Source organism: Planktothrix sp. PCC 11201 (assembly GCF_900009135.1).
Lineage (GTDB): Bacteria > Cyanobacteriota > Cyanobacteriia > Cyanobacteriales > Microcoleaceae > Planktothrix.
This window is the reverse complement of record NZ_LT797711.1, coordinates 658,786-681,289: the sequence shown is the minus strand read 5'-3', so window position 1 is coordinate 681,289 and position 22,504 is coordinate 658,786. Positions and strand designations below refer to the sequence as shown.

The following is a 22,504-nucleotide window of genomic DNA, read 5'->3' as shown; positions in this document are numbered from 1 at the left end:
TTTCTAGGAATGCTCCTCAATTATTTGCCCATCAATTAAACTAATTCCCGATAGGGGACGATAGCTATAGCTGGGACTGCGGGGGGTTTTTTGGATTTCTTCTTTGATCATTTCTAAATCAATATAGCGATCGGCGACATTAATTAAACTATCACTGGTCATCGCTCGCAAACTCACTACTTCCACCCGCACCCCGCGATAACTCACGGAGTCCACCGCATAGGCTAAATCTCCATCCCCACTGACTAAAACCGCCGTGTCATAGGAACCCACTAAGGCCATCATATCAACGGCGATTTCTACATCCAAATTGGCTTTTTTAGAACCATCGGGAAGTTGAACTAAATCTTTAGAAATCACCCGATAGCCATTCCGTCGCATCCACAATAAAAAGCCCTGTTGCTTCTCATTGGTGCGATCAACTCCCGTATAGAAAAAGGAACGTAACAACCGAGATCCGGCGGTTAAACGACACAATAATTTGCTGTAATCAATTTCAATTCCCAGTTGCAAAGCTGCATAAAATAGATTAGAACCATCAATAAAGATGGCGACCCTGCCCCTGTTTTCCAGAACTTGTTCAGGAGTAAACAGTTCTCCAGTGGTGATATGATTGAACATTTTTATACCTCTTTTTTTATGAAAAAAATGATCTGAGTATGGGTAAAGTAAACCAATTGAAATTGATGTTTTATGTTAAACTAGGCTATCATTAAAACGGGGTTAAAATTGGGATTACACCTCCTCTACATCCCCTAACTCCAAGTGTCTAAATACAGGTTGCCCTTCCTCCAGGGGTTGATTGGCGGGCAAGACGCCCCAAACGCTCTGGGTATTAAAAAACAGTGATGTTGTCAGTATAGTCTGGTCATTAAAATCGATAGCATATCCCAATTGTTGATAAATTCGAGTGCTAATATTGGGAATAATTGGGGACAAAAGATAGGACGATAAGCGAACTGACTCTAAAACCGAGTAAAGAACTTGAGCAACCGCTTCTTGTTTTCCTTGTTTATAAAGACTCCAAGGAGCTTGTTCGTCAATGTATTTATTCCCGGCTTGAATCAGGCTGAAAACAGCATGACAAACTTCGCTAAACGCTAGGGAATTGTATGCTTGAGTCACCGTATTTGCCAAGGTTAGACCAAGGGATTTGAGTGCATCTTCCTGGGGGATATCCTCACTCTTGACATTAGGAACACAACCGTTAAAATATTTATGCGCCATTTTCAGCGTGCGGTTGAGTAAGTTTCCTAAGCCATTGGCTAGATTAGCATTAACCGTATGAACAAACCGAGTTTGACTGTAATCACCATCCTGTCCAAATTCTATCTCTTTCAAAAAATAAAAGCGAATAGCATCCGAACCATATTGATTGACTAAAGCCACGGGATCAAGCGTATTTCCCAAACTTTTGCCCATCTTCTTCCCATCTTTGGTTAAAAAACCGTGTCCAAAGATACGACCGGGTAGAGATAAACCTGCGGACATCAACATTGCTGGCCAGTAAATGGCGTGGAACCTTAAAATATCCTTGCCAATCAGATGCAAATTAATCGGCCACCATTTCGATAAAGCATTGTCTAAGGTGGGTTCATCTTCGGGGTCAAGCAAAGCGGTTACATAGCCTAACAAGGCATCAAACCAAACATAAATCGTATGACTTGGATCGGTGGGAATGGGAAATCCCCAGTCAATATTAACGCGGGAAATTGAAAAATCCTGTAGTCCCTGCTTCACAAAGTTCATGACCTCGTTGCGCCGACTTTCTGGCTGAATAAACTCAGGACGCTCTTGATATAAAGTTTCTAACTGTTGCTGATAATTAGATAAGCGGAAAAAATAGTTCTGCTCATCTCTCCATTCTACTACTTTATTGGTATGAATGGGGCAGAATTTTCCGGGTGCTAATTCTCGTTCTTCCTTGTATTCTTCACAGGCGACACAATACCAACCCTGCTGCTGGCTGAGGTAGATGTCTCCTTTATCCCAAACCCGTTGAAAAAACTCTTTAACAATGGCTTCGTGACGGGGTGCAGTTGTCCGACTAAAGCGATCGTACTGAATATTAAACCGCTCCCACAAGGAGGCAAAACTAGAGGCAACCTGATCACAATGATCCTGGGGCAAACGACCTAACTCCTCAGCCGTCCGTTCAATTTTTTGACCGTGTTCATCGGTGCCAGTAATTAGGAGAACAGATTTTCCCTGGAGGCGTTGAAATCGAGCGATCGCATCCGCCGCTATTGTTGTATAAGCACTACCAATGTGAGGAACATCATTGACATAATAAAGGGGTGTTGTAAGGGTAAAGGTATTCAAAGGGGTCGGTGTCAATTTCATTTAGATTTATTGATTTAAAGAAGTTTTAATGGGATCTAGGGGTTATTATTCCCTGTGAATCTTACTTTATTATCGATGATTGCTAAATTCTACAGCAGTAGAAATTGGCAAGGCGCGATCTTGAAACTTAAAGATTATAGTATGTTATTTCAAAATTCTCAAAAATTCTCAAATAAGTTTAATATTGGTCAAAAATATAACCAATATTAAATTAAACTATCAAACATTTTGGGGTCTGCGGTTGAGCAGTCTGTGTCACTAAAAATAAATCACCGATCACCGATCACGGTAGGATGAACGATGACGCTATGCCATCACTACTATCCATGACCTACGACCAATCCGCCGAACAGCTATTAGAGTTAGCTGCCGCATCGGGCGCTGAGGCTGCGGAAGTGTTTCAATCTCAATCCCTTTCCAAGCCGATTTTTTTTGAAGCCAATCGACTCAAGCAACTCGAAAGTAGCCAATCAGAAGGGACAACCCTGCGACTTTGGCGAGATGGACGTCCGGGTTTGGCCGTTGCCTATGGGCCAGTGGAACCGGAAAAATTAGTCGCCCGGGCGCTGGCTTTAAGTACCCTAAATCAGCCAGAAACCATTGAATTAACTGAATCTAAGGCTCAATCCACCTATCCCGATATTGGGGAAACTGTACCCGTTGAACAATTGATCAGTTGGGGGAAACAGGCGATTGCATTAATTCGGGCTTCCTATCCTGAAATCCTATGTGCAGCCGAATGGGATTGCGAAGTCGAATCAATTCGCTTGATTAACTCCAGGGGACTTGAATGTAGCCACACCGATACCACCCTCAGTGCCTATATGGAAACTGAATGGGTACGCAAGGATGATTTTTTATATGTTTCCGATGGCCAAACCCAACGGGATTTTCTCGATCCTACGTTACTCGCCCAACGGATTTTAATGCGGTTAAATTGGGCTAAAAATAACGTGCCGTCCCCCGTCGGTCGGATTCCGGTGTTATTTACCGCTAAAGCCGCCGATATGCTCTGGGGAACCCTTTCGGCCGCTTTGAATGGCAAACAGGTCTTGGAGGGGGCTTCTCCTTGGAGCGATCGCCTAAATACTCCCGTCGTATCTCCGATGTTAACCCTATATCAAGAACCCGATGCCGGGCCATTTAGTTGTCCCTTTGATGATGAAGGTATCCCCACCCGTCCGATTACTTTTATTCAAAACGGAGTTTTAAAACTATTTTATACCGACTTAACCACAGGTCGCACCCTGGGAAGTGGTACAACCGGAAACGGATTTAGAACCCATTTAGGCAGTTATCCCACTCCTGGTTTATTTAATCTTTTATTACAACCTGGGAAAAGTTCTTTAACTGAGTTAATCCAAAGTTTAGATCGGGGTTTAATTGTCGATCAAATGTTAGGAGAAAGTGCGGGAATTAGTGGGGATTTTTCAATTAATGTGGATTTAGGATATCGAGTTGAAAAGGGCGAAATTGTCGGACGGGTGAAAAATACAATGGTCGCCGGAAATGTTTACACCGCCCTCAAACAAGTTATAGAATTAGGGGGTGATGCCTCTTGGAATGGTTCCTGTTATACTCCTTCTATTATTGTTGAAGGATTATCTGTTACAGGTAATGGGTAATAGGGAATTACGAATTACGAATTACGAATTACGAATGGGTTTTAGAAAAATTATGATTGAATTTAATCAATTTGAAGCCTTGAGTTTTGATTGCTACGGCACTTTAATTGATTGGGAAAACGGAATTACTCCGGTTTTACAACAATTAGTTAATGCCCATGGAATTGAGATGAGTAATCAACAGTTACTTGAATTATTTGCTATATTAGAACCGGAAGCCCAAAGTGGAGAATATAAAACCTATCGACAAATTCTCCGAGAAGTTGTGCAGAAGTTCGGAGAACGTTTGGGGTTTTCTCCAACTCCTACGGAATTAGAAAGTTTAGCCAATTCAATTCAAGATTGGCAACCCTTTCCTGATACGGTAGCAGCCCTGAAAGCCTTAAAACAAAAGTATAAATTAGTGATTATTTCTAATATTGATGATGATTTATTTGCCCAGACTAACCAACATCTACAAATAAAATTTGATCATATTATTACGGCACAACAAGCTCAATCCTATAAACCTTCTGCCCATAATTTTCAGTTTGCCTTAAATAAAACGGGGCTTTCTGCTGATAAGTTACTGCACGTTGCCCAAAGTATTTTTCATGATATTGTTACAGCAAATAGTTTAGGATTAACAACGGTTTGGGTGAATCGTCGTCAGGGAAAACCCGGAGGAGGAGCAACCAAAGCTGCGATCGCCCAACCGGATTTAGAAGTGCCGGATTTAAAAAGTTTAGTTGACTTGATTTTTGAGCCTTAGAAAAGCACAATTAAATATTATTTATCCTGAAAATAGCGACTAATTAGATCCCGATTTTCTAAAGCGGGTAAATAGTTCGGATCAATTTTTAACGCTTCTTCAAAAGCATTTAAGGCTTCTGGATAGCGTTTTAAATAGAAGAATGCCATCCCCTGAGCCACCCAAATATTAACCGCTTTTGGATCAATTTTCAGAGCTTGTTGATAAGACTTGGCTGCTTCTTCATAATCGTTTACACCCGTGAAAAATAACCCTCGATTAAACCAAGCGGATACTGAATTAGGATCGATCTCAATCGCACTATTCGCTGCGGCAATTGCCTCTGGATATTGCCCTAAGTCCCAGAAAATTGCACTGGAATTAGTCCAAACCGACCCCAGGGTTTCTATTGGTACAAAAGTGATATCGCTACTGATCGCACGCTGATAGGCGCTTAGGGCCTCTTGATTTTGCTGCATCGCCCGCAGGATACTCCCCCGATTAAACCACCCTTGAAAGTAGTTAGGATCGGCTGCTAAGGCCTGTTCTGATGCGTTGAGAGCTTCCTGATATTTTTGGGCTTGCCATAAAATCACGCTTTTTGTATTCCAAGCGATCGCTGAGTCGGGCTTCAAACTCAAGGCTAGATCAATCGCCAAAATCGCTTCCTCATAGCGTTTCAGACCTGCTAAAGCCTGTGCTTTCTGGATGAAAGTATCAGCAGGCTCACTTTCTAGCCAATTACTATCTTGTTGTAACCCACTTTCACAAGCTGTTAGTGCTTCTTGATAATTGCCTAATTTATTCAGAGTTGCACACAAATTCACCAAAGCTAAGGCATTATTAGGATAAATTTTTATAGCTGTTTCTAAAGCCTTTCGCGCTTGATCGTATTCGTTTAATTCCTCTAAATTGATCCCTTGATATGTCCAAGCGACAGCAAATTTAGGGTCGAGCATTGTAGCTTGTTTGTATGAAGTTTTGGCAGATTCTAACCGGGAGGTTCGAGTGGTTTGAATACAATTATTTTTGACTACAATATCTTTTTCTAAATCATTTTTTACTGCTTCACAACTGGTTAAAACTTGCTGATATTTTGCCAAACCACTAAAGGCTAACCCTCGCCAAAACCAGGCTTGAGCCGGAGAACTTTCTCCCCAATTTTGATTAACTTTTAAAGCGTTATCACAACTACCAATAGCTTGTTCATTCTTCTCCATTTCTAACAAAACTCGACAGCTACTAACTAAAACCATAGAATTCTGAGGATCGAGTTTTAAAGATTGATCAAAGGATGCTAAGGCTTCAGGATATTGGGTTTTCTGTTCCTGAGCTAAACCTCGACTTAACCAAGTAAGACTCGGAGAAAATTCATCCCAATTTTGATTAATTTCTAAAGCACTATCACAAGCGGAAATAGCCTGATCTTGTTGACCTAATGCTAAAAGGGATCGACACTGTAAAGTTAAGGCTAGAGAGTTTTTAGGTTGAATTTCCAGGGCTTGTAAACTCGATACTAAAGCTTGATCATATCGTCCTAATTTTAATAATAGCTGGCTGCGAAATCCCCATAAATCGGCTCTCTTTTTTTTACTTAAATTAATTGCTTGATTACAGGCTGATAACGCTTCTTCAAGCTGGGGTTGTTTCCGCAGGACATTACATAAAGAAAAATAGTAGTTAAAATCTCCGTTAATGGGAACAGAGGGAGTAGGGATTTCGGTTGGTTGTTGAGGGATATTAATATTAAAAGGTAAGGAAAATTGAGCAATAATTATCGACCCCCAAAAATTAAGACTTAGAGCAATAGAAGGAAAACGCACTTTTTTAATTTTATTTATTTTGATCATAGTTTTAACATCAGGCGGTTTGTAATCAGAGTGAAAATTCTGCTATTAATTATTTAATCAAATTGAGGTGGAATTTCAATCGGTGAAGCTGAGAAAGAAGGGGTGGGAGTTGGAGTTGGAGAAGGGGTTGGAGACGGGGTTGGAGATGGAGTTGGAGTTGGGGTTGGAGTTGGGGTCGGTGCTGTTGGTAATAAAGGAAAATTAGGTGGAGTTGTTGACAAATTAGGGATAGTTTGATTAGGTCGATTTGGGGAAAGATTGGGGTTATTTGGGGTTAATTTAGGGGTTCTGGAATCGTTGATAGAAGTACCCTGCTGTTTATCGACCGGGGGTGTTTTCGGTTCGGAAATAGGAACAACAATTTTTTCAAAGGTGACAGTTCGATTCAATTGTTCCCCTGATTCTCCTTTAACCGCAAGTGTAATTGTTTCTGTACCCGGTTGTTGAGTAACTGGATAAATGATCGAACCTTCAAGACCCACTGTTCCGGGTGCGGGGAGTAATTCAACAGTTGTATTTTTACCCCCTTCTACCTTCCAACTAATCCGAATGATTTTAGCAGTTTTTTCAGGATTAATCGGTAAAATATATTTAGGTAAAGCGTCCTGATCATTCACTAAAAAAGAGACAATTTTAGTCGGGTAAATATAAGGAATAATCTTAATTATATCACTTTTCTGGCTAATGGCAGTTTCCTCTCCTGTTTCCTTAGAGACCGCCGATAATTCAAAAATATAGTTTCCGGCTTTTCGGGCATTTGTAGGGACTCTTTGACAAATTAATTCCGATTCTAATAAGCAAAATCCACTTAACTCCGAGGGAATACCGTCACTAAAATCGTAGGTTTTTAAGGGAATTAGAACTGTGTCATCTGTGGAACGAGCAATTAACTTTAATGCTTGCAATTGTTCTGGATTTTTAATTTTCCAATTCAAGGCAATTTCATTATTAAATGTTAGGATAGGTTGGTTAAGGGCTGCTTCTTGATAGGATGTTTGTGTTGCCATAAAATCCAAGATTTTAGGCTGAGGTAAAGCGCTAATACGAATCGTGTTGGTTTTTTTAGAATCAGCTAACTTATAGCCTTTTTTAGCAAATATATCCATTTGAAAAATATAAGTTCCCGCTTGTTGGGCATCGGTACGAATATTTTGACAATTTAAAACCGATTCTAAGGTGCAAAATCCCTTCAATTCTGGCGGAATTCCCTTGCTAAAATCATACAATATATCTCCACTAGAAACAATACCACTATCGGCAGCAATCCCAATAATTTTAATCGTTTTTAACTGTTGAGGGTGAAGAATTTGCCAATTTAAGTGAATCGCATCTCCTGCGGCTTGTTCATAAGTCGGAAAAACCGAAGTAAATTCTAAAATTTTGGGGGGTGTTGGCGGTCTAAAAAATACCCACCAAATCGCAAAAATTAGGGATGCGATCGCCCCCAAAATCATAAAAATTAATAAAATAAATTGCCAGAGGGGTCGTGCTTCCCAAATTAAAGTTCCTGGCAACCTTTCAGGAACAGGTAGTTGATCACTATCCTCAATTTCTATATAAAATTCAATCGGTAATCCCTTCCCAAACCAAGGACGTCGCCACCATTTATTCGGTTTAACTTCTAAGTCAATTTTAGTTTTTAATTGCGCCCCTAATTTAGCCTGTTCAGGACTAAAATTATAAGTACAAATGGGTTTTCCTGCGTCTTCTTCGGCGGTAAAACTAACATTGCGGAGGGTGTTTCCCCCATTCCCCAATAACAGCCGAAAACATCCTGTTTCTTTACTAACCTTCCCAATTTTCGTTTGCAATTCTGGGATTAATCGATAGATGGGAAGTACCCGCAAATACAAGACATCAATGAGTACCAAGTCGAGGTTATTCAACGAAGTTAAACGTAGGGTTGGGGAGTAATTTCCGGCTTTAACATTTAGAGGAAATTGCAAACGGAATACAATCTCACCTTTCGCCCCTGGATTCAATGCTAAACTCTGCCGTTCTCCGACTAATCCTAATTCGACTAATCCCTCTGGATAAATCACAGTAAACCAATCATTGGGCAGATCAGAACAACTTAAACGAAAGCGATCAACCCGTGAAGAACGGTTATTAACTATAATTTTACAATCTAAAGGTTTGCCCGGTTCGATAATAGTTGGTTTGTTATAAGTTGTAATCGGTAAAATTTGAAATGTCGGGTCATTAATCTGGGTCGCGGATTGTACTGATGGTAAAATTTGTAGTCGGGCTTGATGACGAATTGGTGTGTATTCTGGATAGTGTTTAGGAGCATCAATAACTAATAAATAACTATGGTTTTCGGGGGTAGCATTAATAGGAATTGCGAAGTAAAAAACTACTTCCGCACTACAATTGTCTGCTAGAGCTAAACTTTCCGAAGCGGAGCTACACCACTGATGTAACAAGCCAGAAGTTTCATCAATATAAATATTAATAACAGCACCTTTATTACCTTGATTGGTTACTGTAACCCGCAGTTCAAAAATTTCTCCCGCACAGGCAGAACTGTCTTCGGAAGGGTTGATAATCAAGGCGATGGGTTTAGCAATTCCAGGATTTTCTGAATATTCAATATTATTCAGGGTATGACCGTTAGTTTGTGAAGTTTGATACACCATAATTTTAAATCCTCAAAATATAGTTAAATTAATTATTTAAGTCTTTACTCTATCTCAAGATTACCGCGAAAATCACAACCTAAATTAAATATTCTTTTGGCTTTGGCTATTCTGACCTGATCATCATCACTCCCACTAGCAATTAAAATATTTTCACCGACAATTTTAACATCAACACTATTAATTTTTTTCTGACGATAGGAATGGCTAACTTCTTGTTTAATTGCCAGATTTGTTTGTAGAGACGAACCATCAGGCATTGCTAAAGGTCGTTTTCCTTCAGAGGTTAAAGCCCAAAGCATGACTTTACCATCGTCCCCACCACTGGCTAAATAGCAGCCATTGTCACTAAATGAAACTGAACGAACCGCTTCACCCATTTTACTTCCTTGCCAACGATCAATAACTTCACATTCTCCTGAACTATCTAAACAGTTTTTCATATTCCAGATCGTAATATTTCCTTGATTATCCCCTGTTGCTAAAAGATAGGGAGCAATTTCTGCAACATCAACACTTAAAATATAATCATCTTGTCCTCCGGTGGGATAAGGAACTTTTGAGGTTTTATTCTGGTCAAGATTCCAAATTAAAAACTGATTATATCGACCGACAACTGCTAGGTGACGATTACCTTTCCCGACAAAACTCAGGTCATAAACGGCAAAATCAAATTGTTTTTTCTTTAATAAGCGATCATTACCTTTGGTCATTTGATCTCGCTGAAGACTGGCATCCCACTGTAAAACCAAACCACTACCATGACCACTAAATAATGTTTGAGAATCTTGAGAAAATTCTAAGGCAAAAACCCGATCATCTTTATTAATTGAAAAAGTATCAATTAACCCGGTTTCTTCCGTTAATCCCCACAATTGAATCTCCCCATTTTCCAATCCGGCGGCGATCATATTATTATCAACAGGTCGGTAACGTAACACTCGCACAGCTTTTTTAGCATTGCCAATTTTACCGATAAATTGATTGTGTAAATCATTGAAAAAATTAGTAACTTTCCATTCGGCTATGGTCTGATCATTAGAACCACTCATGATCGTGCTGGCTAACCCATCAAATTGAACAGAATTAACGGGTTTTTTATGTCCTAAAAAGGGATGATATGGATTCAGTCCTGAAAACCACCACAGTAACCCCAGTAATAAAACACTGCCCGTTAATATTAACCCCAGGGGGAGAAATGGTAAAACTTTTAATTTCAAGGTTTGACTGGGGGGAGAAGTGCCAGACAAACTGCTACCGGAGATAGAGCAAAAATCTTCTGTTTGTGTAGTCGCCACTTCAATTAAGAATTCCCTGATCCGACCTAACCAATGTCGTTTAACTTTTGTTACTAATAAGATTTGATTGGTTTCGCCAATTTCGAGATCAATAGTAGGATCAAAATTATTGATCTCTACATCATGATTTAAGGGTTCTATAGATTTTTTTTTGTCTTGTATTAATAGAGATAAATCGGTTTTTAATTCATATTTTATTTTGTCTGAACACTGAACTTTGAGTTGAAATATCTGGGAAACATTGCTGCAATTTTTTATTTCTATATGAAAAATAACCGGATCAGAACGCCAAAAGAATCTTCTTCTACCGGGGATGCGACGTTCCTGGGGAAAACACCTAAACTCTACAATTCCTTGGGGTAAAATTAATAAATTTCCGGTGATTTGCCTTGATAAACCATTGGCGATTGTTGCTGTAATAGTGAAGGGCTGAACTTGGCTTTTAGTTTGGGTAATATCGGGAATTTGGCACCAGAAAACGGCATCAACCCGAAAACGAGATGGAATCTGGATAACCTGTTGTTCTTCTATTAACCATGTTGGATTAATTCCTGTTAATTTTAATACCGCATTCGCAGGTTGAGAACTGGGATTATAAACCTGAACCGGAATTTTAATTTGCTGTAGGGGGTAAGCTTGAAATTCCTGAACAGGAAGGGTTAATTTTAAGCCAACTCCCCCGCTTCCTTCGAGTATATTTAACCGCAATAATTGACGGGTTTCTTCCTGAAGTTCAATGGAAAAAACTCTCACTGTTAGATTCATCTGACCGACAAAACCAGGTAGAGGACTATCAATAATTTTAACCAGAAATTGTGTAGAATCTCCTGGGGGTTTTTTAGTACAAATTTCGGGGGAGAGAATATACCAATTTTGGGCTAAATTTTCATCTGTACCCGCCGCTAATACTTCTACCTGAAAGCTGGCAAAACGATCACTATAGTTAATCGCATTGATTTCAAAAGATACGGCTGATTCACCCGGTTTGAATGTCAATTCAGTTGTGGAAATATCAGTAGTAATTAGATTGGTTTTCATGTTTAATTCCTTGAGGTTTCTTGATTAAAAGTATTTGATTTATGATTAATTATCTTTAATTTCTTGAATTTTTATCCTTTTCTCCTATTTTTGTCCTGAGTTGTTGCGATTCTCTCAATAATACTTCTAAGTTTTTGACTTGCTTTTGGGAATTATTTCCACTCTTGGTTTTTTGCTTTTGCAGATCTTGATTTTGAAGTTGGTCAATCATTTGTTTCCAATTTTGTTCGCGACTGTAAATAACATTTGCCATAGCTGACATCACTTTTCCTAACTGCCCAAATTCATCGCGACGACGACTTACCTCCTCTAATATACTTTGATCAAAGTTTTGTGACTCAATAGTTTCGGCAGCTTGCTGCAACTGTTCAATGGGTTTAATAATCCAACGCACCAGTAACAGAGCTAAAATTACGGCGATACCTGCAACTGAAACCCCAATAATTACTGTTAAAGTTGTATAAGTATAGATATGTTTAAGAAAATCAGAATGGGGAATCACAACCACCATTAACCAATCAATTCCTTCTTGATTTTGTAGAGGGGTGACTTGGACAAGTTGTAAATTTCCTTTGAGTCGAAAGGTGAATTGTTGTTTGTCTTCAATCTGATCTAAACTCTTAAATTTTTCAATTAAGTATTGACCTGTTCCTTGAATAGTTGGATCTTGACTTTCACGAACATTCAGTCGTTTGGTTTGATTATTCACCACTTTAAAAGGTTGCTCTAAAGTTGAGATGGCAATTACGTCTCCCGTCCGTTCCATAATTAAAGCTTTTCCATTCTGACTAATTTCTAAATTTCTTAAAAATTTGCTAATTTGTACCAGACTAATATCAGTGGAAATCACTCCTGCAAAATTCCCAGATTCCTGATTGTAAATCGGAATAGAAAAATCCATCCCCACCGTATTGATACTGCCAAATTGATAAACCGGAGTCCAGGTTGGTTTTCCTACGCTTTTAGCAAATTTATACCAGAGACGAACGCGAGGATCATATTCCATACTTTTGATCAATCTTGTGCGATTTCCTTTGGAGTCAACTTCATAAAAATTTCGATTCGAGTTCGTTGATTCATCTCTAAATTTTTCCATAAATTCATTTTCTGTTTTTTCATAACTCACATAATTTCCTTTTTCTGTTCCTATATAAATGGAATTTAAAGAGGTTTTGTTTTGTATTTGTTGCCAGAAATATCGCTTGACTTCCGGTAAATTATTAATATCAACATTCCCACTTTGGATGGCTGCTAAGTATGCAGGTAATAATACTTGTGGCTTTCCTAAATAATTGCGAAGATTGAGTTCAATCATCTGAGTAGATTTTTCACTAACTTGTAGCATCAACTTTTCAATCTCTTGTTTTCCTAATTGAAAGTTAAACCAGCCAATCACTGCGACAGAAGCCAATAAAGGTGTAACAATAATCAGGGGCAGGGTATGGCGAATGGATAAAGAACCCACGGATTTATCAAAAATTTTATAGAAAAAAGAGAAGGTTTTGTTAGCCATAGTAAGTCTGATTTTATAGTAGAAAAAAATAACAACCTCAATCAATTATTGTTCATAAACTTAAAGGAGAAGTTGAGTTAATTGTCGCCTTTTTACTGCAAAATGTATAAAATTAATCCCCATTTCTTGAGCAGATCTAATAGTTTCTCTGGGAAAATTAAACCCTTCATTTAATCCCCAAGCCATTGACAAATCTCCTAAAATCAAGATAATATTACCCCAATTAAATAGGCTAATTTCTTGTCCTTTAATCATCGGAAACTGACTAAACAAAAAAGGCTGATTTCGTAGGGGATGTTGACGACTAATTTCTCCTGAATCGTTGGCTGTAAATTCGCCTGTTTTTTGGGCTAAATTTCTGACGGTAGCGATAACATCAGCCAACTGTTTATCTAAAATCTTTGTTGTCGTCTCTAGTTCGCTTTGCAACTGTTGTATCAACGGATCAAATTCTCCATCTTCTTTAAGATCATTGAGGGTTTCTTTCAGTTTTTGTTGAATTTTAATTAACTGCACAATTTCGCTTTCCAGAGTTGTTAATTCTATAAAAATTATTCCTCCAGTTTCCCTATATTCTCTGAGACTTTCAGTTTCTGATTCTGTTAATATAGCAATTTTTTGATAGCTGAGATAAAGTAAATCATAGTTTAAATATTCGTTATTTTCTCCTGCTTGTAATTTAATGTTGCCAATTTCTGACCGACCTCCCAGGGCGGGATAAAGTGCAGGTAAAGATTGAATTAGTCCAGATAAAGAGGATAAAATTATCTGATCAATGGGTGAATCGTTGGAAATTAAACCGATGCTTACCACCCCTTGAGGACGTGCCATTACTTGTTGCCGATAGCGCAAATCAATATGATTTCCGGCGGGAAAAAAAACGTTAGTTGGAGAGGTGATTTGGACAGTTCCTGCTAACAGGATAATCCGGCACAGTTCTACCTCTAATTGATCGGGTTTGTTAATTTTTTCATCAATTCTAAACATTTCCTCGATTAAATATTTTGATTCGGGTCGATATAGTGTTTCTGGATCAACGTATCTGATAGTAATATAAATTAATAGGGGGTTTTCTCCGGCTTCAGAGGCAATATGAAATTCCATTGGTTCGGGAACAATTATCGGATTCCCGATTAAATCAATCGCAATTCCACGGTCAATTTTTATCCAGCGATTATCCCGATATTTAGCGACAATATGATCAGGAGATGGAATAGCAGAAACCCCTAATCCACAGACGATTCCTGGTTGATTCAGAGATTGATAATGGAGATTTTGGCGATCTCGGTGATAGGCGTGGGCAGATTGCCAACGTTCGGCATTTAAGAGGAGTCCATCCTCGACGGATAGACGTTTTAGGGGCAGTGGTTCAGGGTAATCAAATAAGGAAAACATAATGATAATTATATTGTGATTTTGTCAAGAAAATTATAAAATTTTTAAGAGAGGGAACAGGGAACAGGTAATAGGTAATAGAAAGAGTTTACCTCCCCTGCCTCCCCTGCCTCCCCTGCTCCCCCTGCTCCGGTGTTACCCCGTTTCTATGATTAACTCGTAACTACAAAATGCCGGTTTTTCCTGTTCAATAATAGTTCGCACTAACGCTTCTTCAATGGGGCGATCAGGTTCTGGACGCAGGCGAACTGTAAAATGAAAGGGTCGCACTCCTCCCAAAATTGCATCGTAACCTAAGCGAGTTTTGTCCAAGACAAAGCCGGAATTAAAAAACTCATAAATTCCAATATGTTTTTCATCTTCATTCAGTATAAGATCATCTAAAGGTAAACGGGTTGCTAAGTGAAGATACAGGCGCAGACCTCGACGAGTTCCTCGCCATCTGTAAATTTCAATAGCATTTCGGATTAAGTTTCTTTGCTGTTCTAAGGTTAAATAAGGTTGATTTCTCCAGCCCACCCAGTGGGCTAGAAACTCTAACATTCCGATCGGGGCTGTTAGGGGATCTAAATACGCCCACAGGTTAGAAAGAATTTGGACATCGGGTTCTAAAGTTGCTTCAAAAATTTGCAGAAAACGTCCGACAAAATCAATTTCTCGATAAAAATTAGGTAGAAATTGTTGATAACGACTAACGGGGCGAACATAGAGGTTAAAAGTGGCTGTTTCTAGCAATTCTGATCCTGTTCCCAGGGCTGCTCCATAAACAGCTAAACGGCTTTGATAATCTAATTTCAGAACTTGACCCACACCCGGGAAGAAGGGATTTTCAAAGAAATCCGCCGGAGTTTGGAAGCGGATAATCGCTTTGATTATTTCCCCAGGTGTTAGTAAAAATGCGGGATTTTCTTCCTCTACTTCTGTGATGATGGTATACCAATTCTCGGGAAAATCTCCTGTAATTTCTAGGGTTAATTCTAAAGTGTAAGTCCCTAAATTTTCTAAATTGACTATCAATTCACTGGCTTCTCCCGGGACAAGTAAAAGACCCGGATTTTCAACATCAATATTTTCCGCCGTTGCTTGAATCGGAAGCGTGTTTAAATTTGCTTCTGGCGATCGCATAGGAATTAATTTTAAAGTCAGAAATTCACCAGCCATAAATCAGTTATCAAGTATCCGCATCATCAGTTATCAGTGTAAGAGGTATCAGTCATAAATCAGTTATCAGTCATCAGTCATCAGTTGAGGAGTTAATAAATTAACTGTAAACTTCTTAACTGATAACTGTTATAGCAAGAGGCAATAGGGAATGGGCAATGGGCAATAGGTAAATACTTACTATAAGTAGCTTTTAGCTTTCAAGAATGTCCTAATAGATGTGGCAACTGCTATAACTGTTAACTGTTAACTGATAACTGAAATAACGTGCTGCGATCGCAGGGTCAGGTCAGCCCAGGAACAGATCAATCCCCCTGGGCCGGGATCAACAGTGGGGGATGGGGGCAGACGAACCCAAGATTGTCCTTGACGCTGGAGTTCAAACAGTTGCAGGGTACCAATATAACGAATCGCATCAAAGTTCTGAAGGACAGTGATCGCGTCGCTGAGATAGACGGGTTGACCCAGGGGCCAGCCCTTTTGATCGATGCCTCCGGTAATCGGATTAAAAAAGCTGTAAAGGGCGACTAGCATTTGTTGGCGGAGGGTTTGCTGGGCAACGGGGTGATTGTATTCTGGTTTGAGGGCAACTTCCGCCTGAATTGCCACCCCCGTATAGTCACCGGAGACACATAACACCTGAACTCCCAACAGTCGTCGTTCGTCCAAGTAGGCGATCACGTTTTGCTCCAGATCATCGGTGAGGGTGAACTGGTTGGGGTGAATGCCCTCGCTGCGGGTAATGTCATCTATGGTCACCTGGGGGACAATTAAAACCCTTACTGTCCCGCCTTTGCCACCGGTAACAGGTAAACAGTGAGCGCGGGCAACGGCTCCAGCCCCGCCCCGAATCGCCAATTCTTCAAAATCTTCAGGGGTAACGGCGCGATCGCGGGTACGCAGCATTTGAGGTACACGGATCGCCGCCTGTTCTAAGGTTTCCGCCTCGGCTCCATTTCTGGCAGGTTGATGGTTAATCACACTGGCAACATAGGGAACGGCCGTTTTCAAAATTTCCAACGTCCCCACCTGAACGTTTCCCCCTGAGCCTCCCCCCGTGCGGTAACGGGACATCTGCAACGTCGCTCCTTTTGGGGGAATACTGCCATATTGGTTTTGTAAGTCGGAACTCGAAAGTAGCATTTGCCTGGAGGTGTTGGTTTGTGCGTTTGCCCTTAACTCCATTGCTTCCTTGAGTTGGCTGGCTTCCCTGACTAATGGGCCAAATTGGAGGACACCTGTTAGGGAGTCGATAATATAGTGTTGATCATTGACTCCCGAATTAGAAAAATCCTTCACCTCTTGCCAGCGTTGGGGAATGGCACCCGGGGGAGTAACAATCAGATATTCGTCCTCCCGCCGTTCTAATACAGGTGATCCCTGAAGTTGAAAAAACTGTCCGGGGTCGCCGTTGCTTTCCCCCAAGGTTTCATCGACAATAATTTCACATTGGGTTGCTTTCACCGTTCCGCCAATGGCTGTGGCTGTAATCCCAATCATGCGAGGTGAGCGACTGTAGGCGGGTTGTCGCAGATCATCGGGTTCGGTACAAACACACCGCAACCACCGACCTCGATAGGCGGTGAAGTGAGCCGGAGGAAAGTTAATCGGCAGGTGTAGGGTCACGTCAGCCCCCTGTAGGGGGTTACCGCCCTTTTGAGCTAGGTTACTGAAGCTAAAGCCTTGGGTTTCATCATCGGATTCTGTACCGAGGACGGGTTGCCATTCACTTCCATTCCAGGCTTCCCAGCGACGGGGGGGCACTTTGGGGTTAATTCCGGTGGGAGTGGCTTCTTGACCTTTGATCCGAATGCTGAGAACGTTACCATCGAGGGGCTCATCGGGATCAAAGACCAGATAGAAGCAATTACCTGGTTGGGGACTATCACTAAACAGGGAAAGCTCTGGGCCTGACCAGTTGCCAGGCTCTTGAGCACTCCAGAAATTGGTAAAGCGATCGCGCAAAACCTGCGGGGTTGGGGGTGCTGTGTCCCCGGTGAGAAAGTGTTGGATGGTGGGTTGACCAATAATCAGGGGTTGGTCGGTTGTAAACACAATGGCGGATTGGGTGGCTGTGCGTCCTGTGGCTACTTCAGTTCCGGTTGTGATGGTATAAGCATCTGGCAGATCACCGACTAAATAAAATGTTATTTCTGTGGTTGCTGGTTTGGGCGGTTGTAAACGAATCCCGAGCAATTCTAAGAAGGTAATATAGTTGCGTCGGGGGACTTGATTAAACCGAGCTAACATTTGGTCAGTTAACCAAGCAAATAGTTCAACTAAGGTAATACCTGGATCACTGGGATTATAGTTTGTCCACTCTGGGCAGTAGCGGGGAATTCTAAGAATACATTCTTTTACCAGGTCTTCATAGTCCCGATCATCTAAGTTAGGTTTAGGTAGTTTAGGTAAAAAGTCAAAAACCATAAAAATCTTTAAAGGGAATAGGGAATAGGCAATAGGCAATAGGCAATGGGCAATTACCTATTCCCCATTCGTAATCAGTTTTCAACTTGCAAATAAAAAGGAAAAACAATACTGCGTCTTTCGTAAGTTTTTTGCAGATGGTAAATAATATTAATATCAACTCTTCCTTGATAGGAGTGAGGGTTGGTTAGGACTTCATCAACAATAATTCGGGGTTCCCAAAGTTCTAATGCTTCTTGGACATAAATTCGCATTAACATCAGGGTTTGTTGGTTAATGGGGGCAAAATTCAACTCGGACAAACGACAGCCAAAATTAGGCCGATAAACCCGTTCTCCCCATTGGGTTAGGAGGATAATATAAATTGATTCCCTGATATTCTGTTCCTGGGCACTCAAGTCGAGGTTGCCCTGAAGGTCGATTTGCACGGGAAACCGTAAACCTTTACCCAGGTAGGGACGGCTTAATTGTTGATTCGCTAAATTAACCATTGCCAACTCCCTCCCCAGATAGATGTTTTTAATTTAGCTGATAGATTCTCAAGGGAGTATTCGCCAAAGGTCTAGTTACACAGAAAATATTTTTGATGGAAGTTCCCAGCCGTTGAAACGGCGGAATATACAAACTAAGTCCACCTGCGTAGACTAAGAGAAAATTCAGGTCTTAAACCCACGAAGGTGGGTTTTGTCTGTGTAGCCACGATTTCTAATCGCTGGGTTCTTTGATATTTTGTTACACCTGCTGCCGGAGTTGAGCCATTTCTTGAGAACGGGAGAGATCGCTATTCGTATTTTGCTGAATTTGCTGTTGCAAATTCGTTAAGGTTTCTCCAATATTGACACTATTGACTGTTGTACCCACTAGGAATTGTGTCGCTAAAACATTGCCAGATACTAATACCTGTCCTGTCCCTGGTTGTAGCTGGATATTTCCCTTAGACTCAATGGTAATACCCCCCTGATCATCTAAGCGAATAGACTGTCCCGCCTGAGTCCTCACCTCAATTGATCCATTACTATCATTGAGGCGAATTTGATGGCCCTGACTGGTTTGAATATAAATACCCGCCGCCGTTCCATCTTTATCTTCCTCCACAAACTGTAAAGTATGCTGGGTACGAGTTTTAAACGTTCGTAAGCGGACTTTTCCTTTGTCTACTGAGTCTGTAATATTTGCGGGGGGCTGATCTTTGCCATTCCAAACCCCACCAATAACATAGGGGCGGTGAATGTCCCCATGTTCAAAGGCAACCAACACCTCATCATTAATTTCCGGTAAACAGTCGAACCCGCGATCTGGGCCAGCCCCCACCCCCACAACCCTCGCCCAGTAACTGGCATGGGCGGTACTATCTTTTTCCGGGGTCAGGGTAGGAAATTTGACCCGCACTCGTCCCCAACCCTTGGGATCTTTGTTATCCGTCACAATACCCACCAGATGGGTCTGTCCGGGTCTGAGGCGAGTAGTTGGGGACAGGGTTTGCAGCAGGTTATCTCCCCGTAGTCCCCGCACACTAAATTCTGTTGTGTAAATTCCCTGATAAAATATATGGCGACTTTCAGTAACGTAGTAACTACCACTATAACGACCCATTCTATCTAGTTCCACAACTTTCCCCGGTCGGATGCGGGGGCTGCCCAGTCCCCGGGCATCGGCATAGATAAAGTCTCCTTCTAATTCGTTAAAAAGTGCCTGTGCCATCACTTCTGCTTCTTTGATGGTAGCAGTGGGTTGATCCACAACTAATAGCTTAGGTTCAGAAGGGTTCAACCCAAACTTTTGGCTATAGTCCCTGCCTTTTCCGTATTCGGTACGGGTCAGAACGTCAGAAGTAGTTAATTGAGTGGTTTCTTTGGGAATACGGGCAACGATGGGTTCCTTTCTTTCATAGTCCCAACTCCGCACTTCCACAGCTTTCACTTGTTCGGCACTGGTTAAACGAACACGAAAACTGGTAAAATCCTCTAGCCAAACTAACTGTAAAACTTCATTAATGTGGGGATTACGAAAATTAAGTTTCCCATCTTGGACAAACAATTCAAACCCAATGCGGGCGGCTCGTTCCCGTAAAAATGCCATATTCGTTTGATTTTCTTGAAAAACGTATTCATGTTTTTCCCCACTAGAATCAATGGTATAGGTTTCAATTCCCACTTCTTCGGCAATTTTTTCGACAATATCAGAATCGGTATAATCTTGAAACGAGCGAATATAAAGTCCCCGATGTAAGCGATGGGAAATATCATAACCACGAATTACAATAGGAGCTTGAGTTTGTCCCGAGAAATGAGTTTCTATTGCTGTAATTTCTCCTTCAATTAAATAGATTTGCTGATCATTGGGTTTTTCAGAATCAGAACTCGTACTGGGGATAAAACCAATTTTAATAACTTTACCGATTTGGATAATATCCCGATCATATTTCCAAGTTTTTGTCTCTTGATCAGTGGCGGCATAGGGATTATTAATAACTACGGTAAACATAGCGGGTAAATGCAAACTTTCTTCTACAGAAATTTGCAGAATATCCCGCCTAAAATTATTCATTAAGTCTGGATCAACTCCATCAACTGTAATAATAGGAGTAGAGACATAATCCGTTGCTTGTGAAGTCATAAAACAACCTGTTTGATCAAGGTTAAATCGAGGTAAACTACACTAAAATTAATTATGTAACAATGAATTTTTGGCGCTCGCTGAAGGCTCTGCTTGCTACCCCTAAATCTACTTCTTCTAAGGTAATGGTAACCATGGCTCGCACGGGTGTTCCATTGGGTAAAAACATGGTTAATTTATAGTCTAATTGTTTGATCATACAACACATATAATTCTTTTCACCCCAAATAAAATAAAAAACAGGAGGTCGTCTTGTTTCCAAGCTCTGACTACCCACCTTTTCTGAACCAAATTCTCGAGCACCCAAGACATTTTTTCCCCCGATCGATCCTACAAAGGATTTCATTGCTGTTTCCGATGAACTTAATTTAACCAGCCTTTCTTGGTATCCATCATGAGTTGTTGGTTTCGCAAAAGGATCTTTAAACTTAGAAAAATCCACTGCATCCAATAGGGATTGAATTCTATTAAAAACGCTCACACCCGTTTCGTAGGTATCAAATAAAATCCCTGATAAGGTAAGTTTATAAGGTTCAATAGAGCCAAAGTTAACTTTAGGTAAGCCCCTTTGTGTTCTTGATCCCTCCATTGTTTTAATCGTAACACCTCTGCTTAAACTCAAATCAGTTGGGTTGAACATAAAATTAATCGGAGAAGCTGCTTCACCCGTTCTCGGTATTAGAGCGGCTTTAACTAATCTTTTATCACCAGCTTGTTGAGTATTATAAAGATCTTTAGCCAGATTTTTATACTTGGCTTCTTCCCTAATAAACTGCTGATCTCTTGCCAGATCCTCTGCTGCGGCAACTTCTAAAATTTTTATATCCGCCGCCTCGATCATGGCATTTTTCAAAGCCGTTGTCAGTGTTGAAACAACTGCTGCCACTGGTGATTTTGATGAACTTGATTCAGCCATGTTTTTCTCCTATTCTATGTGATTTAAAATAATCTACGATCATAAGATGAACCTTGTCGCTCTCTTTCTATTTCAAAACGTTGTCGGACAAGGCAATAAATTTCTCTAGCCAAAACTTCTACTTGATCTGTTTTAGTTTCAGCCTGTTTTGTTTCCTCCTTTTGTGCTTCACTTATCAACGAAACCCGAGAATCTTCCAGTCCTATATTTGAGCGAGTAAGAGTCTGAACAGGTTCAGCTTTACGACTAGCAGTTTTTTGTTCCTGTTGTAACCTAGTTTGGATTGTTTTTTCCATGAGTGCTTTTACAGGAGTTGGCTGCTGTTGTAAATCTAAACTGTGAACTCCTGTAACACCCCTAGAAATCCCAGGGGGTAGGAGCATCCCAGTCCGAATATCCGACATCTGCTTTCGGTTTTTCCGCTCCTTTGCTGGTCGCCCTTCTTTTGTGGAGAAAGCTTGCACAACAGTTGGTTCACTTGGCGTTGAATTGCTTTCACCGAGCAATTCTTCAATACTTGACCAAGAATCAGGAACATCTGAGGTTGAGAAATCGCTTTCTTGCCGTCGAATCATTGTACCTTGTTTTGATGATTCATTATTGAAAATAGGTTCGGATTTTGGATCTATATTAGTCCCTGATAGAGAAGCAAACTGATCAAAATTATCTGAAATATTTTCATGTTCATCTTTTGACAGTATGGGATTAGTTTCAAGGAAGGAAGTTTCTGAGATCAATTTAGATGTTTGAACCAGAGGTTGAAAAATACCTAAAGGTTTGCTAGAGGTAAGATTTTCTAATACTTGAGGAAGTTTGGAAATAGCACCAGGTTGTCTTAACAATTGTGCAACAGTTTGACTTTTTGGTTGTTTTTGGAGAGGGGGATAATTAGATATTTCTGATGTAATAATATTTCTGGGATTAGTTGTGGAATCTGGTTGTTTTTGGAGAGG

At 40.5% G+C, this 22,504-nt stretch carries 15 protein-coding genes; 2 read left to right on the top strand and 13 right to left on the bottom strand.

All coding sequences use genetic code 11. The annotated features are described in order from the left end of the window. Positions 1-3: 3 nt before the first annotated feature. Together PL11201_RS25120 and metG are read right to left on the bottom strand one after the other, a co-directional pair. Positions 4-621 (bottom strand): LabA-like NYN domain-containing protein, encoded by a 618-nt coding sequence (locus PL11201_RS25120; RefSeq protein ID WP_079681549.1) that lies wholly within the window; start codon positions 619-621, stop codon positions 4-6. Positions 622-735: 114 nt separating this feature from the next. Further along, positions 736-2,343, bottom strand: a complete 1,608-nt coding sequence (gene metG / locus PL11201_RS25115) for a methionine--tRNA ligase (protein WP_079681548.1) — start codon at positions 2,341-2,343, stop codon at positions 736-738. Positions 2,344-2,669: 326 nt separating this feature from the next. On the opposite strand from metG, the gene PL11201_RS25110 reads away from it, so the two are divergent. After that, positions 2,670-3,968 carry a TldD/PmbA family protein gene (locus PL11201_RS25110; RefSeq protein ID WP_079681547.1) on the top strand — a complete coding sequence of 433 codons (1,299 nt, stop codon included), beginning with the start codon at positions 2,670-2,672 and terminating at the stop codon, positions 3,966-3,968. 52 nt (positions 3,969-4,020) lie between these two features. After that, positions 4,021-4,719, top strand: coding sequence for a haloacid dehalogenase type II (locus tag PL11201_RS25105; protein WP_079681634.1), 699 nt, complete (start codon positions 4,021-4,023; stop codon positions 4,717-4,719). Between the two features lie 17 nt (positions 4,720-4,736). Here PL11201_RS25105 and PL11201_RS25100 read toward each other — a convergent pair whose 3' ends face one another. The 11 genes from PL11201_RS25100 to PL11201_RS25050 all read right to left on the bottom strand — a co-directional run bounded on the left by PL11201_RS25100 (position 4,737) and on the right by PL11201_RS25050 (position 22,393). Further along, positions 4,737-6,548, bottom strand: a complete 1,812-nt coding sequence (locus PL11201_RS25100; RefSeq protein ID WP_079681546.1) for a tetratricopeptide repeat protein — start codon at positions 6,546-6,548, stop codon at positions 4,737-4,739. A gap of 53 nt (positions 6,549-6,601) precedes the next feature. Continuing rightward, positions 6,602-9,187 (bottom strand): COG1470 family protein, encoded by a 2,586-nt coding sequence (locus tag PL11201_RS25095; protein ID WP_079681545.1) that lies wholly within the window; start codon positions 9,185-9,187, stop codon positions 6,602-6,604. A 44-nt stretch (positions 9,188-9,231) separates the two neighbouring features. Then, positions 9,232-11,523: a WD40 repeat domain-containing protein gene (locus PL11201_RS25090; RefSeq protein ID WP_079681544.1), complete on the bottom strand. Its 2,292-nt coding sequence runs from the start codon at positions 11,521-11,523 to the stop codon at positions 9,232-9,234. A 55-nt stretch (positions 11,524-11,578) separates the two neighbouring features. Beyond that, entirely contained in the window at positions 11,579-13,036 is a 1,458-nt protein-coding gene (locus PL11201_RS25085; protein ID WP_079681543.1) for a PDC sensor domain-containing protein, read from the bottom strand. A gap of 60 nt (positions 13,037-13,096) precedes the next feature. Further along, on the bottom strand, positions 13,097-14,431 hold the full coding sequence (locus PL11201_RS25080) for a DUF4159 domain-containing protein (RefSeq protein ID WP_079681542.1): 1,335 nt from the start codon (positions 14,429-14,431) through the stop codon (positions 13,097-13,099). Positions 14,432-14,566: 135 nt separating this feature from the next. Next, positions 14,567-15,592: a phage tail protein gene (locus tag PL11201_RS25075; RefSeq protein ID WP_079681541.1), complete on the bottom strand. Its 1,026-nt coding sequence runs from the start codon at positions 15,590-15,592 to the stop codon at positions 14,567-14,569. Between the two features lie 246 nt (positions 15,593-15,838). Further along, positions 15,839-18,019, bottom strand: coding sequence for a putative baseplate assembly protein (locus tag PL11201_RS25070; protein WP_079681633.1), 2,181 nt, complete (start codon positions 18,017-18,019; stop codon positions 15,839-15,841). A gap of 74 nt (positions 18,020-18,093) precedes the next feature. Next, positions 18,094-18,510, bottom strand: coding sequence for a GPW/gp25 family protein (locus PL11201_RS25065; RefSeq protein ID WP_079681540.1), 417 nt, complete (start codon positions 18,508-18,510; stop codon positions 18,094-18,096). A gap of 241 nt (positions 18,511-18,751) precedes the next feature. Then, on the bottom strand, positions 18,752-20,635 hold the full coding sequence (locus tag PL11201_RS25060; RefSeq protein WP_079681539.1) for a VgrG-related protein: 1,884 nt from the start codon (positions 20,633-20,635) through the stop codon (positions 18,752-18,754). A gap of 52 nt (positions 20,636-20,687) precedes the next feature. Beyond that, positions 20,688-21,551: a CIS tube protein gene (locus PL11201_RS25055; RefSeq protein ID WP_234996838.1), complete on the bottom strand. Its 864-nt coding sequence runs from the start codon at positions 21,549-21,551 to the stop codon at positions 20,688-20,690. 23 nt (positions 21,552-21,574) lie between these two features. After that, a complete protein-coding gene (locus PL11201_RS25050; protein WP_144017881.1) occupies positions 21,575-22,393 on the bottom strand; it encodes a hypothetical protein in 819 nt (272 codons plus the stop codon). Between the last annotated feature and the right edge of the window lie 111 nt (positions 22,394-22,504).

Excerpts from the sequence above, each read along its gene's own strand:
- PL11201_RS25060 (WP_079681539.1), bottom strand. The coding sequence starts at position 20,635 with ATGACTTCACAAGCAACGGATTATGTCTCTACTCCTATTATTACAGTT.
- PL11201_RS25085 (WP_079681543.1), bottom strand. The coding sequence starts at position 13,036 with ATGGCTAACAAAACCTTCTCTTTTTTCTATAAAATTTTTGATAAATCC.
- PL11201_RS25075 (WP_079681541.1), bottom strand. The coding sequence starts at position 15,592 with ATGGCTGGTGAATTTCTGACTTTAAAATTAATTCCTATGCGATCGCCA.
- PL11201_RS25105 (WP_079681634.1), top strand. The coding sequence starts at position 4,021 with ATGATTGAATTTAATCAATTTGAAGCCTTGAGTTTTGATTGCTACGGC.
- PL11201_RS25110 (WP_079681547.1), top strand. The coding sequence starts at position 2,670 with ATGACCTACGACCAATCCGCCGAACAGCTATTAGAGTTAGCTGCCGCA.
- PL11201_RS25120 (WP_079681549.1), bottom strand. The coding sequence starts at position 621 with ATGTTCAATCATATCACCACTGGAGAACTGTTTACTCCTGAACAAGTT.
- PL11201_RS25080 (WP_079681542.1), bottom strand. The coding sequence starts at position 14,431 with ATGTTTTCCTTATTTGATTACCCTGAACCACTGCCCCTAAAACGTCTA.
- PL11201_RS25070 (WP_079681633.1), bottom strand. The coding sequence starts at position 18,019 with ATGGTTTTTGACTTTTTACCTAAACTACCTAAACCTAACTTAGATGAT.
- PL11201_RS25095 (WP_079681545.1), bottom strand. The coding sequence starts at position 9,187 with ATGGTGTATCAAACTTCACAAACTAACGGTCATACCCTGAATAATATT.
- PL11201_RS25055 (WP_234996838.1), bottom strand. The coding sequence starts at position 21,551 with ATGGCTGAATCAAGTTCATCAAAATCACCAGTGGCAGCAGTTGTTTCA.
- PL11201_RS25065 (WP_079681540.1), bottom strand. The coding sequence starts at position 18,510 with ATGGTTAATTTAGCGAATCAACAATTAAGCCGTCCCTACCTGGGTAAA.
- metG (WP_079681548.1), bottom strand. The coding sequence starts at position 2,343 with ATGAAATTGACACCGACCCCTTTGAATACCTTTACCCTTACAACACCC.
- PL11201_RS25090 (WP_079681544.1), bottom strand. The coding sequence starts at position 11,523 with ATGAAAACCAATCTAATTACTACTGATATTTCCACAACTGAATTGACA.
- PL11201_RS25100 (WP_079681546.1), bottom strand. The coding sequence starts at position 6,548 with ATGATCAAAATAAATAAAATTAAAAAAGTGCGTTTTCCTTCTATTGCT.